This is a genomic window from Pantoea folii, assembly GCF_056678875.1.
Genome location: NZ_JBWXON010000005.1, coordinates 191946 through 209640, shown reverse-complemented (window position 1 = coordinate 209640; position 17695 = coordinate 191946). Strand labels below are relative to the sequence as shown.

General features: G+C 54.0%; 16 protein-coding genes. 8 read left to right on the top strand and 8 right to left on the bottom strand.

Annotated elements, in window-relative coordinates; all coding sequences use genetic code 11:
* The first annotated feature begins 134 nt into the window (after nucleotides 1-134).
* From AC1MDE_RS08810 to AC1MDE_RS08800, 3 genes are all read left to right on the top strand, one after another.
* Nucleotides 135-725, top strand: a complete 591-nt coding sequence (locus AC1MDE_RS08810) for a metal-dependent hydrolase (RefSeq protein ID WP_058959772.1) — start codon at nucleotides 135-137, stop codon at nucleotides 723-725.
* Nucleotides 726-878: 153 nt separating this feature from the next.
* Complete coding sequence (locus tag AC1MDE_RS08805) at nucleotides 879-2270, top strand: L-cystine transporter (RefSeq protein ID WP_058959730.1); 1392 nt, start codon at nucleotides 879-881, stop codon at nucleotides 2268-2270.
* 198 nt (nucleotides 2271-2468) lie between these two features.
* Nucleotides 2469-2852 (top strand): DUF6515 family protein, encoded by a 384-nt coding sequence (locus AC1MDE_RS08800; protein ID WP_034821757.1) that lies wholly within the window; start codon nucleotides 2469-2471, stop codon nucleotides 2850-2852.
* A 54-nt stretch (nucleotides 2853-2906) separates the two neighbouring features.
* Here the strand turns inward: AC1MDE_RS08800 and osmE are convergent, their stop codons facing one another.
* On the bottom strand, nucleotides 2907-3242 hold the full coding sequence (gene osmE, locus AC1MDE_RS08795) for an osmotically-inducible lipoprotein OsmE (protein WP_034821760.1): 336 nt from the start codon (nucleotides 3240-3242) through the stop codon (nucleotides 2907-2909).
* 190 nt (nucleotides 3243-3432) lie between these two features.
* Between osmE and AC1MDE_RS08790 the strand changes: the two genes are divergently transcribed.
* The 3 genes from AC1MDE_RS08790 (at nucleotide 3433) to cho (ending at nucleotide 6541) form a co-directional block, all read left to right on the top strand.
* The gene (locus tag AC1MDE_RS08790; protein ID WP_058959729.1) at nucleotides 3433-4623 is read left to right on the top strand and encodes a multidrug effflux MFS transporter; all 1191 of its coding nucleotides are present in this window, start codon (nucleotides 3433-3435) and stop codon (nucleotides 4621-4623) included.
* Nucleotides 4624-4740: 117 nt separating this feature from the next.
* Nucleotides 4741-5568 (top strand): ammonia-dependent NAD(+) synthetase, encoded by an 828-nt coding sequence (gene nadE / locus AC1MDE_RS08785; protein ID WP_058959728.1) that lies wholly within the window; start codon nucleotides 4741-4743, stop codon nucleotides 5566-5568.
* Nucleotides 5569-5680: 112 nt separating this feature from the next.
* Entirely contained in the window at nucleotides 5681-6541 is an 861-nt protein-coding gene (cho, locus tag AC1MDE_RS08780; RefSeq protein ID WP_480344483.1) for an excinuclease Cho, read from the top strand.
* 78 nt (nucleotides 6542-6619) lie between these two features.
* Here cho and spy read toward each other — a convergent pair whose 3' ends face one another.
* The 6 genes from spy to AC1MDE_RS08750 form a co-directional block, all read right to left on the bottom strand.
* Nucleotides 6620-7117 carry an ATP-independent periplasmic protein-refolding chaperone Spy gene (gene spy, locus AC1MDE_RS08775; protein WP_034821771.1) on the bottom strand — a complete coding sequence of 166 codons (498 nt, stop codon included), beginning with the start codon at nucleotides 7115-7117 and terminating at the stop codon, nucleotides 6620-6622.
* A 280-nt stretch (nucleotides 7118-7397) separates the two neighbouring features.
* On the bottom strand, nucleotides 7398-8393 hold the full coding sequence (gene astE / locus AC1MDE_RS08770; RefSeq protein WP_480344482.1) for a succinylglutamate desuccinylase: 996 nt from the start codon (nucleotides 8391-8393) through the stop codon (nucleotides 7398-7400).
* 43 nt (nucleotides 8394-8436) lie between these two features.
* Nucleotides 8437-9765, bottom strand: coding sequence for an N-succinylarginine dihydrolase (gene astB / locus AC1MDE_RS08765; RefSeq protein ID WP_480344481.1), 1329 nt, complete (start codon nucleotides 9763-9765; stop codon nucleotides 8437-8439).
* A complete protein-coding gene (gene astD, locus AC1MDE_RS08760; RefSeq protein WP_480344480.1) occupies nucleotides 9765-11231 on the bottom strand; it encodes a succinylglutamate-semialdehyde dehydrogenase in 1467 nt (488 codons plus the stop codon). The genes astB and astD overlap by 1 nt, the downstream gene beginning before the upstream one ends.
* Entirely contained in the window at nucleotides 11228-12259 is a 1032-nt protein-coding gene (gene astA, locus AC1MDE_RS08755) for an arginine N-succinyltransferase (protein WP_058959724.1), read from the bottom strand. Before astA ends, astD begins: the two co-directional genes overlap by 4 nt.
* Nucleotides 12256-13476, bottom strand: coding sequence for an aspartate aminotransferase family protein (locus tag AC1MDE_RS08750; protein WP_058959723.1), 1221 nt, complete (start codon nucleotides 13474-13476; stop codon nucleotides 12256-12258). Before AC1MDE_RS08750 ends, astA begins: the two co-directional genes overlap by 4 nt.
* 888 nt (nucleotides 13477-14364) lie before the next feature.
* Between AC1MDE_RS08750 and AC1MDE_RS08745 the strand changes: the two genes are divergently transcribed.
* Together AC1MDE_RS08745 and AC1MDE_RS08740 are read left to right on the top strand one after the other, a co-directional pair.
* Complete coding sequence (locus tag AC1MDE_RS08745; RefSeq protein ID WP_480344479.1) at nucleotides 14365-15456, top strand: porin; 1092 nt, start codon at nucleotides 14365-14367, stop codon at nucleotides 15454-15456.
* A gap of 172 nt (nucleotides 15457-15628) precedes the next feature.
* Nucleotides 15629-16687 (top strand): alpha/beta hydrolase family protein, encoded by a 1059-nt coding sequence (locus AC1MDE_RS08740; RefSeq protein ID WP_479400967.1) that lies wholly within the window; start codon nucleotides 15629-15631, stop codon nucleotides 16685-16687.
* Here the strand turns inward: AC1MDE_RS08740 and AC1MDE_RS08735 are convergent.
* Nucleotides 16620-17639, bottom strand: coding sequence for a helix-turn-helix domain-containing protein (locus tag AC1MDE_RS08735; RefSeq protein ID WP_479398368.1), 1020 nt, complete (start codon nucleotides 17637-17639; stop codon nucleotides 16620-16622). The two genes, AC1MDE_RS08740 and AC1MDE_RS08735, sit on opposite strands and share 68 nt — an antisense overlap.
* Nucleotides 17640-17695: the final 56 nt, after the last annotated feature.

The window sequence follows — 17695 nt, the reverse complement described above, 5'->3', positions numbered from 1 at the left end:
CCTGTTCTTTTCCCGCGTCATTATGACGCGGGAAAGCGAAAAATATTAACGCTTCGTTACAGCGTCACCGTTCTATTTCACTGGATAAATCCCTATACTGGATGCATCGACAGTTTTTGCAGCCAGGTTTCATCATGACGGCCGAAGGCCATATCATTTTTGCCATTGCCAGCGCGATTTTTGCTAAGCGTGCGGAGCTGACGCCAGTCATGGCCAGCGCCGACTGGTGGCATCTCGTGCCTGCTGCACTGCTGACCTGTCTGCTGCCTGATATTGACCATCCTAAATCTGTGTTAGGCCAGCGCCTGAAATGGATCTCACAACCCATTGCGCGCGCCTTTGGTCATCGTGGATTTACCCACAGTTTGCTGGCGGTAGCGATCAGCCTGTGGCTATTCCAGATTAACGTTCCGGCGGACTGGTTCCTGCCTGCTGATGTCTTACAGGGGATGACGCTGGGTTATCTCAGTCACATCGTCGCCGACATGTTGACCCCCGCAGGCGTCCCCTTGCTGTGGCCGTGCCGCTGGCGTTTCCGTTTGCCGCTGCTCAATAGCCAGAAAGGCAATCAACTGGAGCGCGCACTTTGCCTCGCATTGGTCGGATATGCATTGTGGTTTCCCGCAGGTATGCCCTCTTTTGGTGCCAACGGTTGGCCCGAGCAACTGTTTAATACGCTGCAAAATGGTGTCGGTCGGCTAGTTAATGGCCAAAGCGGTCAATAACCAGGCAAATCAATCAATAAAGTTATAAACCATTCCTTTTGAGTATAAGCCTGCACTTTCCTGAACTGGTAACATTCCTGACATTCCCTGACGGGAAATTACTGTTTTCCGTGCCAGCCACACGTGCTGCGCGGCACATCTCTGGAGTCGAGTATGGATTTTCCCCTCATTATTAATATCATCGCCTTCGTTGCGTTGCTGATTCTGTTGAATCGTATTGGCAACCAAAGCTGGAGCCTGTCGAAACGCGTGCTGACTGGCTTAGTGATTGGCGTGCTGTTCGGTCTGGCGCTGCAAACCATTTATGGCGAAAACAGCCCGGTGGTGAAAGATTCAATTAGCTGGTTCAACATTGTCGGCAACGGTTATGTCCAGTTGCTGCAGATGATTGTGATGCCGCTGGTCTTTGCCTCGATCCTGAGCGCGGTAGCGCGTCTGCATAACGCCTCTTCACTCGGCAAAATCAGTGTACTGACCATTGGCGTATTGCTGTTCACCACCGCGATCTCCGCGCTGGTGGGTGTGATGGTCACCGGGCTGTTTGACCTGAGCGCAGAAGGTCTGGTGCAGGGTGCGCAGGAAACCGCACGTCTGAGCGCGATCCAGAGCAACTATGTAGGCAAGGTTGCCGATCTCAGCACGCCGCAGCTGCTGCTCTCCTTTATCCCGAAAAATCCGTTTGCCGATATGGCGGGTGCTAACCCCACCTCGATCATCAGCGTAGTGATCTTCGCTGCCTTCCTCGGCGTGGCTGCATTGCAGTTGCTGAAGGATGACAAAGTCAAAGGCGAGCGCGTACTGGTGGCAATTGATACGCTGCAGTCCTGGGTGATGAAACTGGTGCGTTTGATCATGAAGCTGACGCCGTACGGTGTGCTGGCGCTGATGACCAAAGTGGTGGCGGGTTCTAACCTGCAGGACATCATCAAGCTGGGTGGTTTTGTGGTGGCCTCTTATCTGGGTCTGGCGATCATGTTTGGCGTGCACGCCCTGCTGCTGTCGGTGAACGGCATCAACCCGATGCGCTTCTTCCGCAAAGTGTGGCCGGTGATTACCTTTGCTTTCACCAGCCGTTCCAGTGCAGCCAGTATTCCGCTGAACGTCGAAACGCAGACGCGCCGTCTTGGTGTGCCGGAATCGATTGCCAGCTTCTCGGCTTCCTTCGGTGCCACCATTGGTCAGAACGGTTGCGCCGGTTTGTACCCGACCATGCTGGCGGTGATGGTTGCGCCAACGGTCGGCATCAACCCGTTTGATCCGATGTGGATTGCGACGCTGGTCGGTATCGTTACGCTGAGCTCAGCCGGTGTTGCCGGTGTAGGCGGCGGTGCCACCTTCGCCGCGCTGATTGTGCTGCCTGCGATGGGCTTACCGGTGACCCTGGTTGCGCTGCTGATTTCCATTGAGCCGCTGATCGACATGGGCCGTACCGCATTGAACGTCAATGGTTCGATGACGGCCGGTTCACTCACCAGCCGCTGGCTCGGTTTGACCGATAAAAGAGTGCTGGAAAGCGACGAGCACCCTGAACTGGCGCATCGCTAATTCCGACGCAGCAGAACAACGGCAGGCCTCATCGCCTGCCGTTTTTTTATGGCTGAAACTCCGCAATTCCCCCCGATCGTGGCGCTAGCGTCAGGAAAGCGTTAAGCATGGTAAACAGACGAAAAATCAGCCACTTTTCACTTGAGTTTTGTCGTCAGAAGGCTAATTCTGCTATTAGTCATAGCAGGAGAATCACCGATGAAAAACGTTATCGCCTCGGTGCTGGCGTTAACCTTATTAACGCCCGCCATTAGTTTTGCCCACCCTTACGGCTGGGGCCCCGGCCCAGGTCCACATTGGGGTGGTGGCCCACGTTGGGGCGGTCCTGGTCCGCTGCGCTTCTTACCTGAGGCGGCGACAGCGGTGCTGATAGGCGGTCTCACTTATTACATGCTGAATGGCAACTACTACCAGCGTCAGGGCGATACCTACGTGGTGGTTCAGGCGCCTGAAGCGCCGCCAGAAGGCGGGATGCGCGTACTGGATTTCAACGGGAAACGCTATTACGTGCAGGAAGGCCACTACTATCAGCGTGAGATGGGCGGCAATTATGTTGAAGTGCCGCGCCCTTACGGACTGTAAGCGTTAAACGAAAAAAGGCCCGTCATTGACGGGCCTTTTTGCATTCGGCAAGAATTACTGAGCAGCTTGCGGATCGGTATCGTAGTCTTTACAGCTCTGGAAACCGTAGTTCATTACGCGGCCCACATCGTTATAACTGACAAAGTAGGTCTGTGCTTTACCATCACGCTCGCCAATCACGTAAGTCTGGCAAGTACCACGGGCGTGTACCATGGTGATTTCAGTTGATGGAGCACCCGCAATCTGGCGAACCTGATCGCGCGTCATTCCTTTTTTCACATCCTTAACCACCGGCTTAGTCACATAGCTTTCCGCTTTGTCATAAGTCGTACAACCAGACAGAGCTACCAGCGTCACAGCAGCAGCGATACATCCCAGCACTTTATTCATCTTTATATTCCTCATCCTTTGTCCATGTCACACTAAGCCTGGAACATAAATCCAGATTTATCAACTCAATGGCTTCGCTTTAAGCCCATTCTGAAGCGTTAGTTTTTCGTAAAGTTGCTGTGTTGCCGCTTCGCGCTTCGTATAATCCCCCGGAAAAAAAATCTCAAGACATCAAGAAAACAGAGGATCAATGACACCTGCACACTCTAATCGGCTGGTTTACGCCATTACGCTGGGCCTGCTGGCGGCACTCGGGCCGCTCTGCATCGACCTGTATCTGCCCGCCTTACCTGAACTGGCGCGCGATCTGCACACCGAAACCGCCACCGCGCAGTTAAGTTTAACCGCTGGTTTACTGGGCCTCGGCGCAGGACAATTGCTGTTTGGGCCGATGAGCGACAAATTTGGCCGTATTCGCCCCCTGATGCTGTCACTGGTGTTGTTATTTATCGCTTCAATTGGCTGCGCGCTGGCAAAAGACATTCACTCGCTGCTGGTGGCTCGCTTGTTTGAAGGCCTGGCGGGCGCGGGCGGTGCGGTATTGTCACGCGCCATCGCACGCGATATGTACAGCGGCCATGAACTGACGCGTTTCTTTGCCCTACTGATGCTGGTGAATGGTCTGGCGCCGATTGGTGCGCCGGTACTCGGCGGCGTGTTAATGACGGTGCTGAACTGGCGCGGCATTTTTGTGGTGCTCGGTTGTATCGCCGTACTGCTGGTCTTCCTTGCGCGCTGGAAACTGCACGAAACGCTGCCCGCCGAACGTCGCAGTCAGGGCTCGATTTTTTCAGCCTGGGCTGCACTCGGCCAGGTGGTCACTCATCGTCCCTTTATGGGCTTCTGCCTGACGCAGGGCTTTATGATGTCCGGCATGTTTGCCTACATTGGCGCTTCCCCGTTCGTATTACAGCAAATCTACGGCCTGTCGCCGCAGGCGTTTAGCTTCTGCTTCGCCGCCAATGGCTTCGGCCTGATTATTGCATCACAAACCAGTGCACGCTTGTGCCCGCTGTGGGGTGAATATCGTGTGCTGAAAGGCGGACTGACGCTGGCGTTCGTGGCGTCAGGTTGCCTGCTATTAGCCGGCCTGACCGGTGCACCATTGCCAATCATTCTGCTGGCACTGTTCTTCACCATCGCCAGTAACGGTGTGATTGCCACCACGGCTTCGTCATTGGCGATGCAAAGTCAGGGACACCGTGCAGGCAGCGCCTCGGCGGTGATTGGCGTCACCATGTTCACCTTAGGTGCCATTAGCGTGCCCGTCACCGGTTTGGGCGGCACCTCAGTATTGAGCATGACGGGCACTATCTTTGGCTGCTTTATGCTGGCAATTTTGATGTTCATCCTGTTGGCGCAAAAACCGAAAAGCGCCTGAAAAGCCTGCAAATAAGTGCGACAACAAGCCATGCGGCTTGTTGTTTGCCAGCGGAGGCGTTAGCTTTAGCAGATGATTCGTATTGTGCCGTCAGGCTACTGACTTGAGGAGAGGTTCATGTCACTGCAGCAGGAAATCATTGAAGCGTTGGGTGTTAAACCCGTTATCGATCCGCAACAGGAAGTCCGCGTCAGCGTCGATTTTCTGAAATCCTACCTGAAAGCCAATCCATTCCTGAAAACCCTGGTGCTCGGCATCAGCGGCGGACAGGACTCCACGCTAACCGGCATTCTGTCACAAACCGCCATTCGCGAGTTGCGTGAAGAGACCGGCGACAAAGATTACACCTTTATTGCGGTACGTCTGCCGTATGGCGTGCAGGCCGATGAGCAGGATTGTCAGGATGCGCTGGCGTTTATCCAGCCGGATCGCACCTTGGTCGTGAATATCAAGGAAGCGATTCTCGCCAGCGAGCGCGCGTTGAAAGAGGCGGGCATCGTGGTTTCCGATTTCGTGCGCGGCAACGAAAAAGCGCGTGAGCGTATGAAGGCACAATACAGCATCGCCGGCATGACCAAAGGCGTGGTGGTGGGTACCGACCATGCGGCCGAAGCCGTGACCGGTTTCTTCACCAAATACGGTGACGGCGGCAGCGATATCAACCCGATTTTCCGCCTGCACAAAGGTCAGGGAAAACAGCTGTTAAAAACCCTCGGCTGCCCGGAACACTTGTATCTGAAGCATCCTACTGCCGATCTGGAAGACGATCGTCCTGGCTTGCAGGACGAAGTGGCACTCGGCGTCACCTATCAACAGATTGACGCTTATCTGGAAGGCAAAACCATCGATGCCGCCGCCGCGAAGATCATTGAAGGCTGGTATCTGAAAACCGAACACAAACGTCGTCCGCCGATCACCGTGTTCGACGACTTCTGGAAAAAGTAACCGATCTACGTTTCCCGCCGCTGTCGCGGGAAACGCCCTCCTCCTGCCGCTGACTGGCGAGAAAAGCATCACGCTGATATACTGGACAGACAACCAGTAATCGGAGTGTGTTTTGGTCAGACGTGCAGCCAGCCACCGCCTCGAATTTGATGCGGCCGCGATTTATCAATATCCCGAACATTTACGCCAATGGCTGGAAGGTTTGCCCAATCAGCCTGGCGTTTACACCTTTCACGGTGACAGCGCTAACCTGCCGTTATATATCGGCAAAAGCGTCAACCTGCGCAGTCGGGTGATGTCGCATTTTCGCACCCCGGACGAAGCCAACATGTTGCGCCAGGCGCGACGCGTCACCTGGATCCCTACCGCGGGCGATCTTGGCGCGCAACTGCTGGAAGCGCAGATGATCAAAACCCAACAGCCGCTGTTTAATAAGCGCCTGCGCAAAAATCGTCAGCTGTGTTCATTGCAGCTTGGCGATGGCCCTCCGCAGGTGGTGTACGCCAAAGATCTCGACTTCTCGTGCTCACCGAATCTCTACGGCTTATTTCGCAGTCGCTTTGCGGCCATGGAAAAACTCAAAACGATCGCCGATGAACAGCGCCTGTGCCATGGATTGTTGGGGTTGGAGCGTTTAACGCCGGGACGCGGCTGTTTTCGCGCCGCACTAAAACGCTGCGCTGGGGCGTGTTGCGGCAACGAATCCATTGAAGCCCATCAGCAACGGTTGCATGAGGCATTGGAACAGATGCGCGTGGTGTGCTGGCCGTGGCAAGGCCCGGTTGGCATGGTGGAAGTGGGCACGGAGATGACGCAGATTCACGTCATCGATCACTGGTTCTGGCTCGGTTCGGTCGCTACCGAAGCAGAGGCCCGCCAATTGCAGCGCGCACGCCAGGGTTTTGATCATGACGGCTATAAAATTTTGTGCCGCCCGCTACTGTCCGGGGTTTTCCCGCTGATTGAACTCTAAAACAAAACCGCCGACGCTGCCCAAAGCATCAGATGCAGTGGACAACGTCGGCGGTCTCAAACCGATTAGCTAAACGGCTTATTCACCATCAGCCGGCGGTGGCGGCATTTTACCGTCATGCGGGCCTTTCTCTGTCAGACGTTTCTCAAAGTTGGCGTTGTACTGTTTTTTCTGCTCAGGCGTCAGCACGTTGTAAATCTTGTTCTGTGTTTCCATCATGCTCACCGCACGATCTTTCGCGTTGGCGGTCATTTTCTCAGCCTGCGCTTCGGCTTTCGCTTTATCGAAAGTATCTGAAGCGATGATGCTGTGGTTGGCACGACGCTCTTCCAGAGATGGACGTTTCATCTCTTTATGGCTGTCACGCATGATGGTCTTGATCTGCGCTTTCTGCGCATCCGTTAAATTCAGGCCTTTGAACATCATCTCCATACCGTGATGATGCATTGGCGGCTTGTGCATCGGTTTTTCGCTACCTGCTGGCGGTGGTGTCAGATTGTCCGCTGCAGCGTGGACGATGTTGGCAGCACCAAGAGCCATTGCAGTAGCCAGGAACAGGGAAGTGAGTTTACGCATAATATTTGTCCTTACTATTCAGTTTCATGACGACAAGGTGTGTCGCGTCTTCGGAAACAAGCATACGACGCCAAACGTCAACTACTCAGAGTCTGAGTAAAGCCCTGAAAGCATAAAAGACAGTAATCAGGCAATCATGGAGAGAAAGAGAAGAAATGCGTGAGGAATTGCAAAAGAGTATGACAATCAAAGGGAAATGCGCAGGAATTAAGGAGGAGTGTAACGGTATTGTCGGATTTGCGGAAGGGAAAAATGGGTGAATTTTCTTCACCCACCTTATTTATAACGTCAGTGCCTGCGTTTGCTCGTTTTCTTCCACCAGCATCAAGCCAGCACGCAGTCCTGCGGCAACATTTGGGTTGGGAAACAGCACATATTCGCGCGCCTGCTGCACGTAGTAGCGCGTCTCCCCCTCTTCTGCCAGCAACGTGCCTTGCGGGAAGGCAGTGAAATTCAGGGTCTCTGGCCCCATGTGCAGCACAAACGCGTCACCGTGGCGGGTAATCTGCTGCGCCACACGATAGTGGCGCGGCTGTTCCCGCACTTCTGGCAGTGACTCACCGTGCAACAATGCCGCCAGCGCCAGCTGCACCGCTGCAAACTGGCTGAGATCATTTTCACCAAATGGCAGCGCTTTACCCAGCTCCAGCGTGCAGCTGGCCGCATCGTGATGTTCACAGCTGTAATGGGTAAAGGTGCCGCCTGGGGAACGATGAAACACCAGCGCCTCCAGCTCAGCCGCCGCCAGCCAGTGCAGGAAATCCTGCGGCCACGGCTGAGGATTCAGCGGCATCACGCCGAAACGCGCATGGTATGAGCCGCGAATTGCGGTATGCAGATCGAGATGCCAGCGCACTTCATGATCGCGACACTCGCGCCAGAACTGTTCCAGCGCCTGCTCCAGCCGCAGCGTGCGTTGAGCTTCAGGCAAATCGGAGACCTTCTGCCAGCGCCCTCCGAACAAACGGTTGATATCATATTGCTGATAGCGCTTGCCGCTACGTAGCGCATCGGGATTGCCCAATATCACCAACAAGCGCACTGCCAACGGATGATCTCCCCGCAGCAGTGGCGCCAGCAGCAGGTTAAGAATCTCAACCGGGGCCGTTTCGTTGCCGTGTACGCCCGCTGACAGCACCAGCGCCTGATGCGTCGGTGCATGGGGGGTCAGGGATAGAATGCCCTCATCGTGCCACTGCCACTGTAAATGGGCATTGCTGCCCTGCCGCTGCTGCGGCGGCTTACCTGACAGGGTATGTTGTAGAAAATCCTGCATGTACACTCCTTTTCAACTCAGAAGCTTCACTTACCCTCTGAGGTTAACGCTGAAATGCGTAGACACTGCCTAAGTCTAGCAGCTGTGTCAGCTCATCCAGCGCGGTGCGTCCTTCACGCAGTAATTGCGGATCGGCCAAATCGGCTTGGGTGAGGCGATCACGATAGTGGCGATCCACCCAGCTGTTCAGGGTGTTGAACAGGCGATCATTCATCAATACCGCTGGATTCAGGGCCTGACGCTCTGCTTCATTGAGCACCACGCGCAAACGCAAACAAGCTGGCCCACCGCCGTTGCACATGCTCTCACGCAGATCGAACACCGTGAGTTCGCGAATCGGCCCGCCGCTCTCCACCAGCCCGGTCAAATAGCGCCATACGCCGGCGTGCTGGCGTGACTCTTCTGGCAGCACCAGTCGCATGCCACCTTCAGGATGCTGCAACAGTTGGCTGTTAAACAGATAGGTATTCACCGCGTCGGCTACTGACACTTTATCGCGCGGCACCACAATCGGCTGGAAACCGGGCACGCGCGCCGCCAGCTGTTGCAATAACGCCGGCTGATCGACAAACGCCTCTTCATGGCAGAACAGCACCTGCTGGTTGCTGACGGCGATAACATCGTTGTGGAACACGCCCTGATCGATCACCAGCGGGTTTTGCTGAGCAAACAGCGTGCGTTCATCGTCGAGCTGATGCAAACGCGCCACCGCAGTACTGGCTTCCCGTGTTTGACGTGCCGGATAACGTGCCGGTGCAGCGCCCTGCTGTTGCCCATCTCGGCCATAAATAAACAGCTGCACGCCCGCATCGCCATACTCGGTGCCAAAGCGGTTGTGGTTAGCGGCACCTTCATCGCCAAACAGCGACACCTGCGGCAAAGCATCATGCACGCTGAAATGTTGCGGATCGCGGAAAATGGCGCGCAGTAAGTCGGCGGTTTCCGGCGCTTCGATGGCACGGTGGAATTTATTGTTAAGGTTAGCCACGGTGAAGTGCACGCGGCCATCGGCGCTATCAGCCGAAGGCGATACAGTGGCGGCATTGGCCACCCACATTGCCGAGGCAGAACTGGCAGCAGACAACAGCTGCGGCGCCTGCTGAGCCGCTTTCGCCAGTACCTGTTCGTCCGAGCCAGCAAAACCGAGCTGGCGCAGTAGCGGGATATTCGGCCGCTCATGCGGCGGGATCACCCCTTGCACGTAGCCCATGTCCGCCAGAGCTTTCATTTTCAACAGGCCCTGCTTTGCGGCCAGGCGCGGGTTTGAAGGCTGCAGCTGATTGCGCGTCGACGCTTCATTACCAAAGGAGAGCCCGGCGTAATGGTGCGTCAGGCCGACCAGACCATCAAAATTGGCTTCAAACGCTTTCATTATTCAGTTCCTTCCGCGGAGAAATCGAGTCCCGGCGATAAGCTGCCCGGCAAGGCCAGGCTTGGGCTCTCTAAAGATGCCATCGGCCACGCGCAGTAATCCGCAGCATACCAGGCACTGGCGCGATGGTTACCGGAAGCACCCACACCGCCAAACGGCGCTGAACTGGCGGCACCGGTTAATGGTTTGTTCCAGTTAACAATGCCGGCTCGCGCTTCCAGCAGCAGCTGGTCAAACTGCGCACGTTGTGGAGAGATCAAGCCGCAGGACAAGCCATAACGCGTCTGGTTAGCGATACGAATTGCCTGATCGTACTCATCGTAACGGATCACTTGCAGCAGCGGACCAAACACCTCTTCGTCAGGCAGTTTCGCCACGTCGGTCATCTCAATGATGCCTGGAGTGATAATGGCGCTGTCGCGGTCGGGCCAGTGCATCGCTAGCAACACCTTACCGCCCAGATCGATGCGCTGCTGCCAGGCTGCGTAAATATGTCCGGCGGCGGCAGGTGAAATTACGCTGCCCATAAAGGGTTGCGGCTCAGCATTCCATGCGCCAGGTTGCAGACGTCCGGCCACTTCCACCAAACGCTGCAGGAAAGCATCGCCTGCCGCTCCACGCTTCACCAGTAGACGACGTGCACAGGTGCAGCGCTGTCCAGCGGTAATAAAGGCAGACTGAATCGCAATGTGTACTGCACCATCAAGGTCTGAAGGATCTTCAACAATCAGCGCATTATTACCCCCCATCTCCAGCGCCAGCATTTTCTCAGGTTGCCCGGCAAACTGACGATGCAGGTGATAGCCGGTTGCGGCGCTGCCGGTAAACAGCAGGCCATCGATTTGTGGCTCATGCGCCAGTGCCTGCCCGGTTTCGCGCGCGCCCTGCAACAGCGCTACCACGCCCGCTGGCAGGCCCACCTGCTCCCACAGTTCAACGGTTTTTTCCGCGGTCATCGGCGTGAGTTCACTTGGCTTAAACACCACGCAGTTGCCCGCCAGCAGTGCAGGAACGATATGACCGTTCGGCAGATGGCCGGGGAAATTGTAAGGACCAAACACCGCGAGCACACCATGCGGACGATGGCGCAGCGAACTTTCGCCGTCGGCCTGCTCTCCGGTACGCGTGTGGTAAGCTTTCACCGAGATGGCGATTTTGTTGATCATCGCCTGCACTTCGGTCAGGGTTTCCCAGCGCGGCTTGCCGGTTTCTTTGGCGATGGTTTCTGCCAGCGCGGTTTTGTGGCTCCCGAGTAGTGTGGCGAAGGCTTCCACTACCGCCTGACGTTCCGCAAACGGCTTGCGTGCCCACGCGGGAAAGGCCGCGCGCGCCGCTTCACAAGCCGCCGCCACCTGCGCACCGGTCGCTGCCCGACCCTGCCACAATGTTTCACCGTTCACCGGGTTTTGTTTGGTTAACGCTTCCGCGCCGCCTGTCAGCCATTGACCATTAATGAAGTGCGTCATGCTTTTTTCTCCTCGCGGCACAGCGTGACCACACGCAATGCATCGCCATAATCGCAGCGCAACGCCGTGCGCTGATGTTCATTGATGCGGACTTTCCCGCTTGCCATATCGACAGGCAGCAGCACCACGCGGAAATGCTGGTAATCACCGTTGGCGACCAGACACAGCGGCCAGCTTTCATCCGCTTCCCCGGCTTCGGCCTGAAGCAGATGGCTTTTACGAATGGCGCGAATGCGATCAATCTCGCACTCCAGCGTTGGGCCGCCGTCAAAGATGTCGACGTAATTGAGATAACGAAACCCTTCGGCTTCCAGCACGGCGCGCGCGGGGGCCGTTTTAGGATGCACTTCACCAATCACCTTCTGCGCCGCTTCGCTGAGATAGTGGATATACAGCGGATGCTTTGGCATCAGTTCGGCAATAAAGGCTTTCTGCCCGGTGCCGCTGAGGAAATCGGCCTCACGAAACTCCATGGAGAAGAAACGGCTACCGACGCTGTCCCAGAACGGGGAATGACCGGTGTCATCACTGACACCGCGCATCTCTGCCACCACATGCTTCATAAATCGGTCGCGGAAATTTGCCATAAACAGGAAACGGGATTTCGACAGCAGATGGCCATTTTTGCCATCACGATAATCGGGATCGAGGAACAGGGTGCACAGCTCGCTGCTGCCGGTGTGATCGTTACTTAAAGACAGCGTTGGCAAGCTGGCATAAACGTTTAACTCTTTCGACGCGTGCACCTGGGTGCCCACACGGAAGTTGTACCACGGGTCTTGCAGGCCTACGGCCACCTCAATGGCACAGATGCCGACAGCACGGTTGTCTTCGCTGTCGGCCAGCACAAATACATAGCCTTGTTCAGCACGCGATAACGCGCCCTGCCAGGTCTGCAGAGAACGCTCGATTCGCGCTTTCAGTGTATCGCTATCGGCGGGCAGCGAAGTTAAGCCGCCCCCGGTTTTGCCCGCCAGCGACAGCAACTGCGCAAGGTCGTCACGTTCGACGGGGCGAATCACCATCATGATGCAGCTCCTGTGAGTACACGAGCGCAGGCACGTTCAAAGCGCGCCAGTCCCTCTTTCACTTCCGCTTCGCTGATATTCAGCGCTGGCGCGAAACGCACCACGTTGGCACCGGCAATCAGCACCATGACACCTTCTTCAGCCGCCGCCAGGTTGAACTGCTTCGCTTTCCCGGCAAAATCTTCATTCAGCACGGCACCAATTAACAGCCCAAGACCGCGAACTTCTTTAAAGATCGGCAGGCGCTGATTCATCTCCTGCAGTGCATCGACAAACCACTGGTGGCGCTGCCCCACGCCCGTCATAAAATCGGGTTGGTTAATAAGTTCCATCACTTTACCGGCGACGGCACCCGCCAGCGGGTTACCGCCGTAGGTAGTGCCATGGGTACCCACGCCCATCACCAGCGCCAAATCTTCGCGTGTCAGCATCGCGCCAATCGGGAAGCCGCCACCCAGCGCTTTGGCGGTGGTCAGGACGTCCGGCGTCACGCCATAGTGCATGTAGGCATACAGCGAGCCGGTACGACCCACGCCGCTCTGTACTTCATCGAATATCAGGGTCGCCTGATGTTTGTCGCACAGTTCACGCAGGCCGCGCAGGAAAGCAGGATCGGCAGGCAAGACACCGCCTTCACCCTGAATCGGTTCAACAATCACGGCACAGGTCTGGTCATTGATCAGTGCTGCCGCAGAGGCGAGGTCGTTGAAGTTGGCGTGCTGAATCGCCGGAGGCAGCGGTGCAAAATCACGTGAGTAAGCCGGTTGTCCACCCGCTGAAACGGTAAACAGCGTGCGTCCATGGAAAGCATTATTGAAGGCTACAATGCCATTTTTCTCTGCGCCAAAACGATCGTGCGCCACTTTACGGGCCAGCTTCAATGCCGCCTCGTTGGCTTCTGCCCCGGAGTTACAGAAGAACACGCGATCGGCGAAGGTGGCGTCAATCAGTTGTTTAGCCAGACGCAAAATAGGTTCGTTAGTATAGCCATTGCCGGTGTGCCACAGCTTACCCGCCTGCTCGGTCAGTGCCTGTTGCAAAGCCGGATGCGCATGTCCCAATGCATTCACCGCGATGCCGCCTGCAAAGTCGATGTAATCCTTACCTTGCTGATCCCAAAGGGTTGAGCCTTCAGCACGCACCGGTACGAAAGCCGCAGGGGCGTATACCGGCATCATCCATTGATCAAAATCGTGACGTGAAACCTGCAGTGACATAGCCATTTCTCCTGCTCCACCTGAGTGAAGCTATTGTTTTAAAATTGTTAAAATCTGTTGTGTCGCAGCACTACTGTAGAGTGCAGTAAGCGTGCCAGCTAGAGGAAAAAATGCATAAACGGGTTTGAGTAACGCAATATCAATGAGTTACACCATGCCACTATTCACATAAAATGCATAAAAAGTGAATATCAGTCTGATGGAGATGGGAGAGCAGCAATTTATTTAGCAGATTTATGCATTCACAAAATGAAATAGCGCTTTTGTGATCGCACAGGGAATATTTCGCCAAAATGTCGCGGCTGTCGCCCTGTTTTAGGGCAACTTGTGCATTTATGGTGCGCAAGTGTGCAGGAAGTGTGCAGCCAAATGGGCAAGTAAAGGCAGGGCCGATTCGCCGCTAATTAACAATCTCGTTGCATATTTGGCTGTATTTTGAACAGCCATTTAATTAAACGTGAGTTAAACGATATTTAGTGACTAAGGTTATTATCAGAACAGAAATAAAAGGATACAAAGAGATTAACCAGATAATTACCATGCTAATGATTAGGTGGTTTTCTATATTTGTTATTGAACAATAATGCATAGGCTTGTGCTATTTAACCCTCAAAGAAACGCGGTGATTTACTTTTCTTTAATTTTACTAAAAAACATTAAAAACAATGATATATGTATTTATATTGGACAAATGCATGACAGAATTGAGATAAGTTTATCCAATGTAAAATTCCGAATAATGGAAGTTAAGATTAAAAATCACACAAAAAGCCAATCGGAAATATTTAGTTACATATATTGCACTGTTGATCTTGAACCTTTTGTGTCATTTTCTTTTCACCCCGATGACGGGGACACAATTAAAAAATATCACAGGGTAAATTATAAATGATGAAGCGCTCCTTACTGGCAGCAGTGATGCCTTTACTGCTGGGACTTTCTTCGGCTCAGGCCGCCGAAATCTATAACAAAGATGGCAACAAGCTGGACCTGACCGGCAAAATCAACGTTTCGCATCTGTTCTCGGATAACGACAGCGCAAACGGTGAAGTTTCTTCTTATACCCGTCTGGGCTTTAAAGGCGAAACCAAAATTAATGACCAACTGACCGGCTATGGTCAGTGGCAATACCAGTACAGTCTGAGCAACTCTGAAGGCAGCGATGCCAACTCAGGCAACAAAACCCGTCTGGGCTTTGCAGGCCTGAAAGTAGCTCAGTTTGGTTCAATCGACTACGGCCGTAACTACGGTCTGGTGTATGACGTACTGGGTTACACCGATATGCTGCCGTACTTTGGTGGTGATTCCGGTTACACCGATGCCTTCCTGTCAGGCCGTTCTACCGGTGTGCTGACCTGGCGTAACAAAGATTTCTTCGGTCTGGTGAAAGGCTGGAACTTTGCCGCGCAGTACGAAGGCAAAAACGAGCGCTCTGATAGCGCGACTGCCAGCAACCTGGCGGTACGTCGTTCGAATGGTGATGGCTTTGCGCTGTCAACCTCTTATGACTTCGATTTCGGCCTGAGCCTTGTCGGTGCTTACGCTAATCTGGATCGTGTCACTGCACAGAACACCGCGACCTACGGCCGTGGCGATAAAGCGCAGAGCTGGGCAGCCGGTCTGAAATATGATGCTAACCAGATTTACCTGGCGACCATCTATGGCGAAACGCAGAATGCAACGCCGATCGGTAACAACGGTTTCGCTAACAAAGCGGTTAACTTTGAAGCCGTTGCACAGTATCAGTTCCTGAACGGCCTGCGTCCTTCACTGGGCTATGTGTCTTCTCGCGCGAAAGATGTTGAGAACAACGTGGGCGATACCGATCTGTTCAAATACGTTGCCGTTGGCGTGACTTACTACTTCAACAAGAGCATGTCTGCTTATGCAGAATATAAAATCAACCTGTTGAAAGATAATAACGCGTTGAACATCAACACTGACGACGTAACTGCTGTTGGTCTGGTATATCAGTTCTAAGAGAGTATCCCTCATTGCATACCGGCTAGTGTCGGCTGGGTATGAGCCAGGGGCAGCGTAAGCTGCCCTTTTTTATTGTCGTTATACAGGTACTCAATCGTGATTGAGGACGCGATAACTGACTGTTTCCGTTATTACTCTTCATGATTTTACACTCATGGAGACAACGCTAATGAATCGATTTTGTATTTGTGCACTTATGCTGATGATGTGTGCGTCGCTTGCACAGGCCGCAACGGGTTTTCGTCAGATAACACTTGATAGTCAGGGCAATCGTCCGCTCAATGTTGCGTTTTGGTATCCCACTGCCGCCACGGGCGTCTTTGAAGATGTGGGTGAGAACCCCGTGTTCTATGGTGAGCCGATGTTACGCAATGCAACGCCTCGTCCAGGACAGCATCCTTTAGTCCTTCTGTCTCACGGCTATGGCGGTAGCTGGCGTAACCTCAACTGGTTGGCGCATGCACTCACTGTGCAGGGATATATCGTCGCTGCCCCCAATCATCCCGGTACAACAACTGAGAATCACGATCCTGCTACTGCCCGGAAACTTTGGCTGCGTCCAGATGATATCAGCCGGGTACTGGATCGGTTATTGGCAGACGAACACCTGGCAGGAAAGGTCGATTCGTTGCGCATCGCCGCCATCGGCCACTCACTCGGAGGGTGGACAGTAATGGAGTTAATCGGTGCCCGGTTTTCGTCGAACAGATTTGTTCAGGATTGTCAGAACCACGCGCAACTAGCAGACTGTCAATTAATCGAGACTTTGGGTATCAGCAATAAAAATACCGCTTCTTTATTAGATGCTCAATTACGTAATCCACGTATTAAAGCGGCCGTATCGCTTGATCTTGGTCTGGCGCGCGGATTCACACCTGAGAGCCTGGCAAGGGTTTCTGTGCCAGTGCTGGTGTTATCCGCAGAACAAGACAGTGTTGAACTTCCCGCCTCACTGGTATCCGGCTATCTGGCGCAGTATCTTCCGCCGCAACAGACATCGTTTTCACGTATAAGAGGCGCAACCCACTTTAGTTTTATGCAGCGCTGTAAACCCCATGGTGCTGAGTTAATCGAACAATCTTCCCCTGGTGAGGGCTTCGTTTGCCGGGATCAAGGCAGCCTCACCCGCGCCGATATTCATCAGGAGTTAATCGCCCGTATCACTCGCTTTCTGACAGCGGCATTGAACTCGCCTGCTGACGAAATGCACTCGGCGTCTGTCCGCTAATGCGTAAAAACTCGCGATTGAAATTTGATTTAGTGGTGAATCCTGACGCCAGCATCACCTCCGTAACCGGCAGTGAACTGCTTCGAAGCAACTGCTGCGCATGAGCGATGCGAAAACCATTTATCCACTGAGAAACATTGCAGTGGTAAGTCGCATTGATCGCACGTGAGATATGACGCGAGGGAATACCGGATTTGCGTGCTAACAGATTCAACGTGAGTTGTGTATTAAGGAACAGGTCATCCTGCCGCAGTCGATTTTCCAGTTGCAGGCACAAGGCTGCCTGCTCAGGCGTCTGCAACGGAGAAGAATCGGGCAGTACTGTCTCAATACTCACTTCCCGGGGGCGGGTCCGTGCTGCAAGTACAATCGCCAGACTAAGCAAAGGCAGCATTAAACTTTGCAGTATCGCGATGATTTGCGGCACAAGCTTGCCCTGATGCAAAGTGAATTCGAGCGCCACCAGCAAATCTGTCATACCAGAGAAGCAAAGAAAAACACCGGCGGTAAGAGCCATTCTTGCCGCCAGCCCGACTTCACCAATGCGCGCATCGCTAAATCGATCCCCACCGCCTAAGCCCATAAGAATCAATGTCGCCCCGTATCCGATATAAAGCACAAATAGCGCGCTATCAATGGCTTCTGGCCAGCACTGCATAATGATGATGGCCAGCGCGGGCGGGACGATTTTCCAGCGTGAATATTGATGAGTCGTATGCGGGCTGAAACAGTGCCAGGCCAGCGCCGGGATTAGCGTTGCTAATAACACGCGCAAAGCCATGAGTGGTGTTGACGGCCAGATCCAACGTAATGCTCCCACCGCCAGTAACAGTGAGCAGACGACCAGAAATAGCAGCGTGGTTTGGTGGCGTTGCTTATCGTTCGCCGCTAAGGTCACGATTAAAATTAGCAGCACCAGTAGCGTAACCAGCGGAACCGGAATTGAAGGCATGTAGTAAGAATCCATTCTTGACAATAAGCCGCTATATTACCAGGTTCATGCACTGA

Bases quoted from the DNA above. Each gene is read 5' to 3' on its own strand.
- AC1MDE_RS08805 (WP_058959730.1), top strand. From the start codon at position 879: ATGGATTTTCCCCTCATTATTAATATCATCGCCTTCGTTGCGTTGCTG.
- astD (WP_480344480.1), bottom strand. From the start codon at position 11,231: ATGACGCACTTCATTAATGGTCAATGGCTGACAGGCGGCGCGGAAGCG.
- nadE (WP_058959728.1), top strand. From the start codon at position 4,741: ATGTCACTGCAGCAGGAAATCATTGAAGCGTTGGGTGTTAAACCCGTT.
- AC1MDE_RS08800 (WP_034821757.1), top strand. From the start codon at position 2,469: ATGAAAAACGTTATCGCCTCGGTGCTGGCGTTAACCTTATTAACGCCC.
- AC1MDE_RS08810 (WP_058959772.1), top strand. From the start codon at position 135: ATGACGGCCGAAGGCCATATCATTTTTGCCATTGCCAGCGCGATTTTT.
- spy (WP_034821771.1), bottom strand. From the start codon at position 7,117: ATGCGTAAACTCACTTCCCTGTTCCTGGCTACTGCAATGGCTCTTGGT.
- astA (WP_058959724.1), bottom strand. From the start codon at position 12,259: ATGATGGTGATTCGCCCCGTCGAACGTGACGACCTTGCGCAGTTGCTG.
- astE (WP_480344482.1), bottom strand. From the start codon at position 8,393: ATGCAGGATTTTCTACAACATACCCTGTCAGGTAAGCCGCCGCAGCAG.
- AC1MDE_RS08745 (WP_480344479.1), top strand. From the start codon at position 14,365: ATGATGAAGCGCTCCTTACTGGCAGCAGTGATGCCTTTACTGCTGGGA.
- osmE (WP_034821760.1), bottom strand. From the start codon at position 3,242: ATGAATAAAGTGCTGGGATGTATCGCTGCTGCTGTGACGCTGGTAGCT.
- astB (WP_480344481.1), bottom strand. From the start codon at position 9,765: ATGAAAGCGTTTGAAGCCAATTTTGATGGTCTGGTCGGCCTGACGCAC.
- AC1MDE_RS08740 (WP_479400967.1), top strand. From the start codon at position 15,629: ATGAATCGATTTTGTATTTGTGCACTTATGCTGATGATGTGTGCGTCG.
- AC1MDE_RS08750 (WP_058959723.1), bottom strand. From the start codon at position 13,476: ATGTCACTGCAGGTTTCACGTCACGATTTTGATCAATGGATGATGCCG.
- AC1MDE_RS08790 (WP_058959729.1), top strand. From the start codon at position 3,433: ATGACACCTGCACACTCTAATCGGCTGGTTTACGCCATTACGCTGGGC.
- AC1MDE_RS08735 (WP_479398368.1), bottom strand. From the start codon at position 17,639: ATGCCTTCAATTCCGGTTCCGCTGGTTACGCTACTGGTGCTGCTAATT.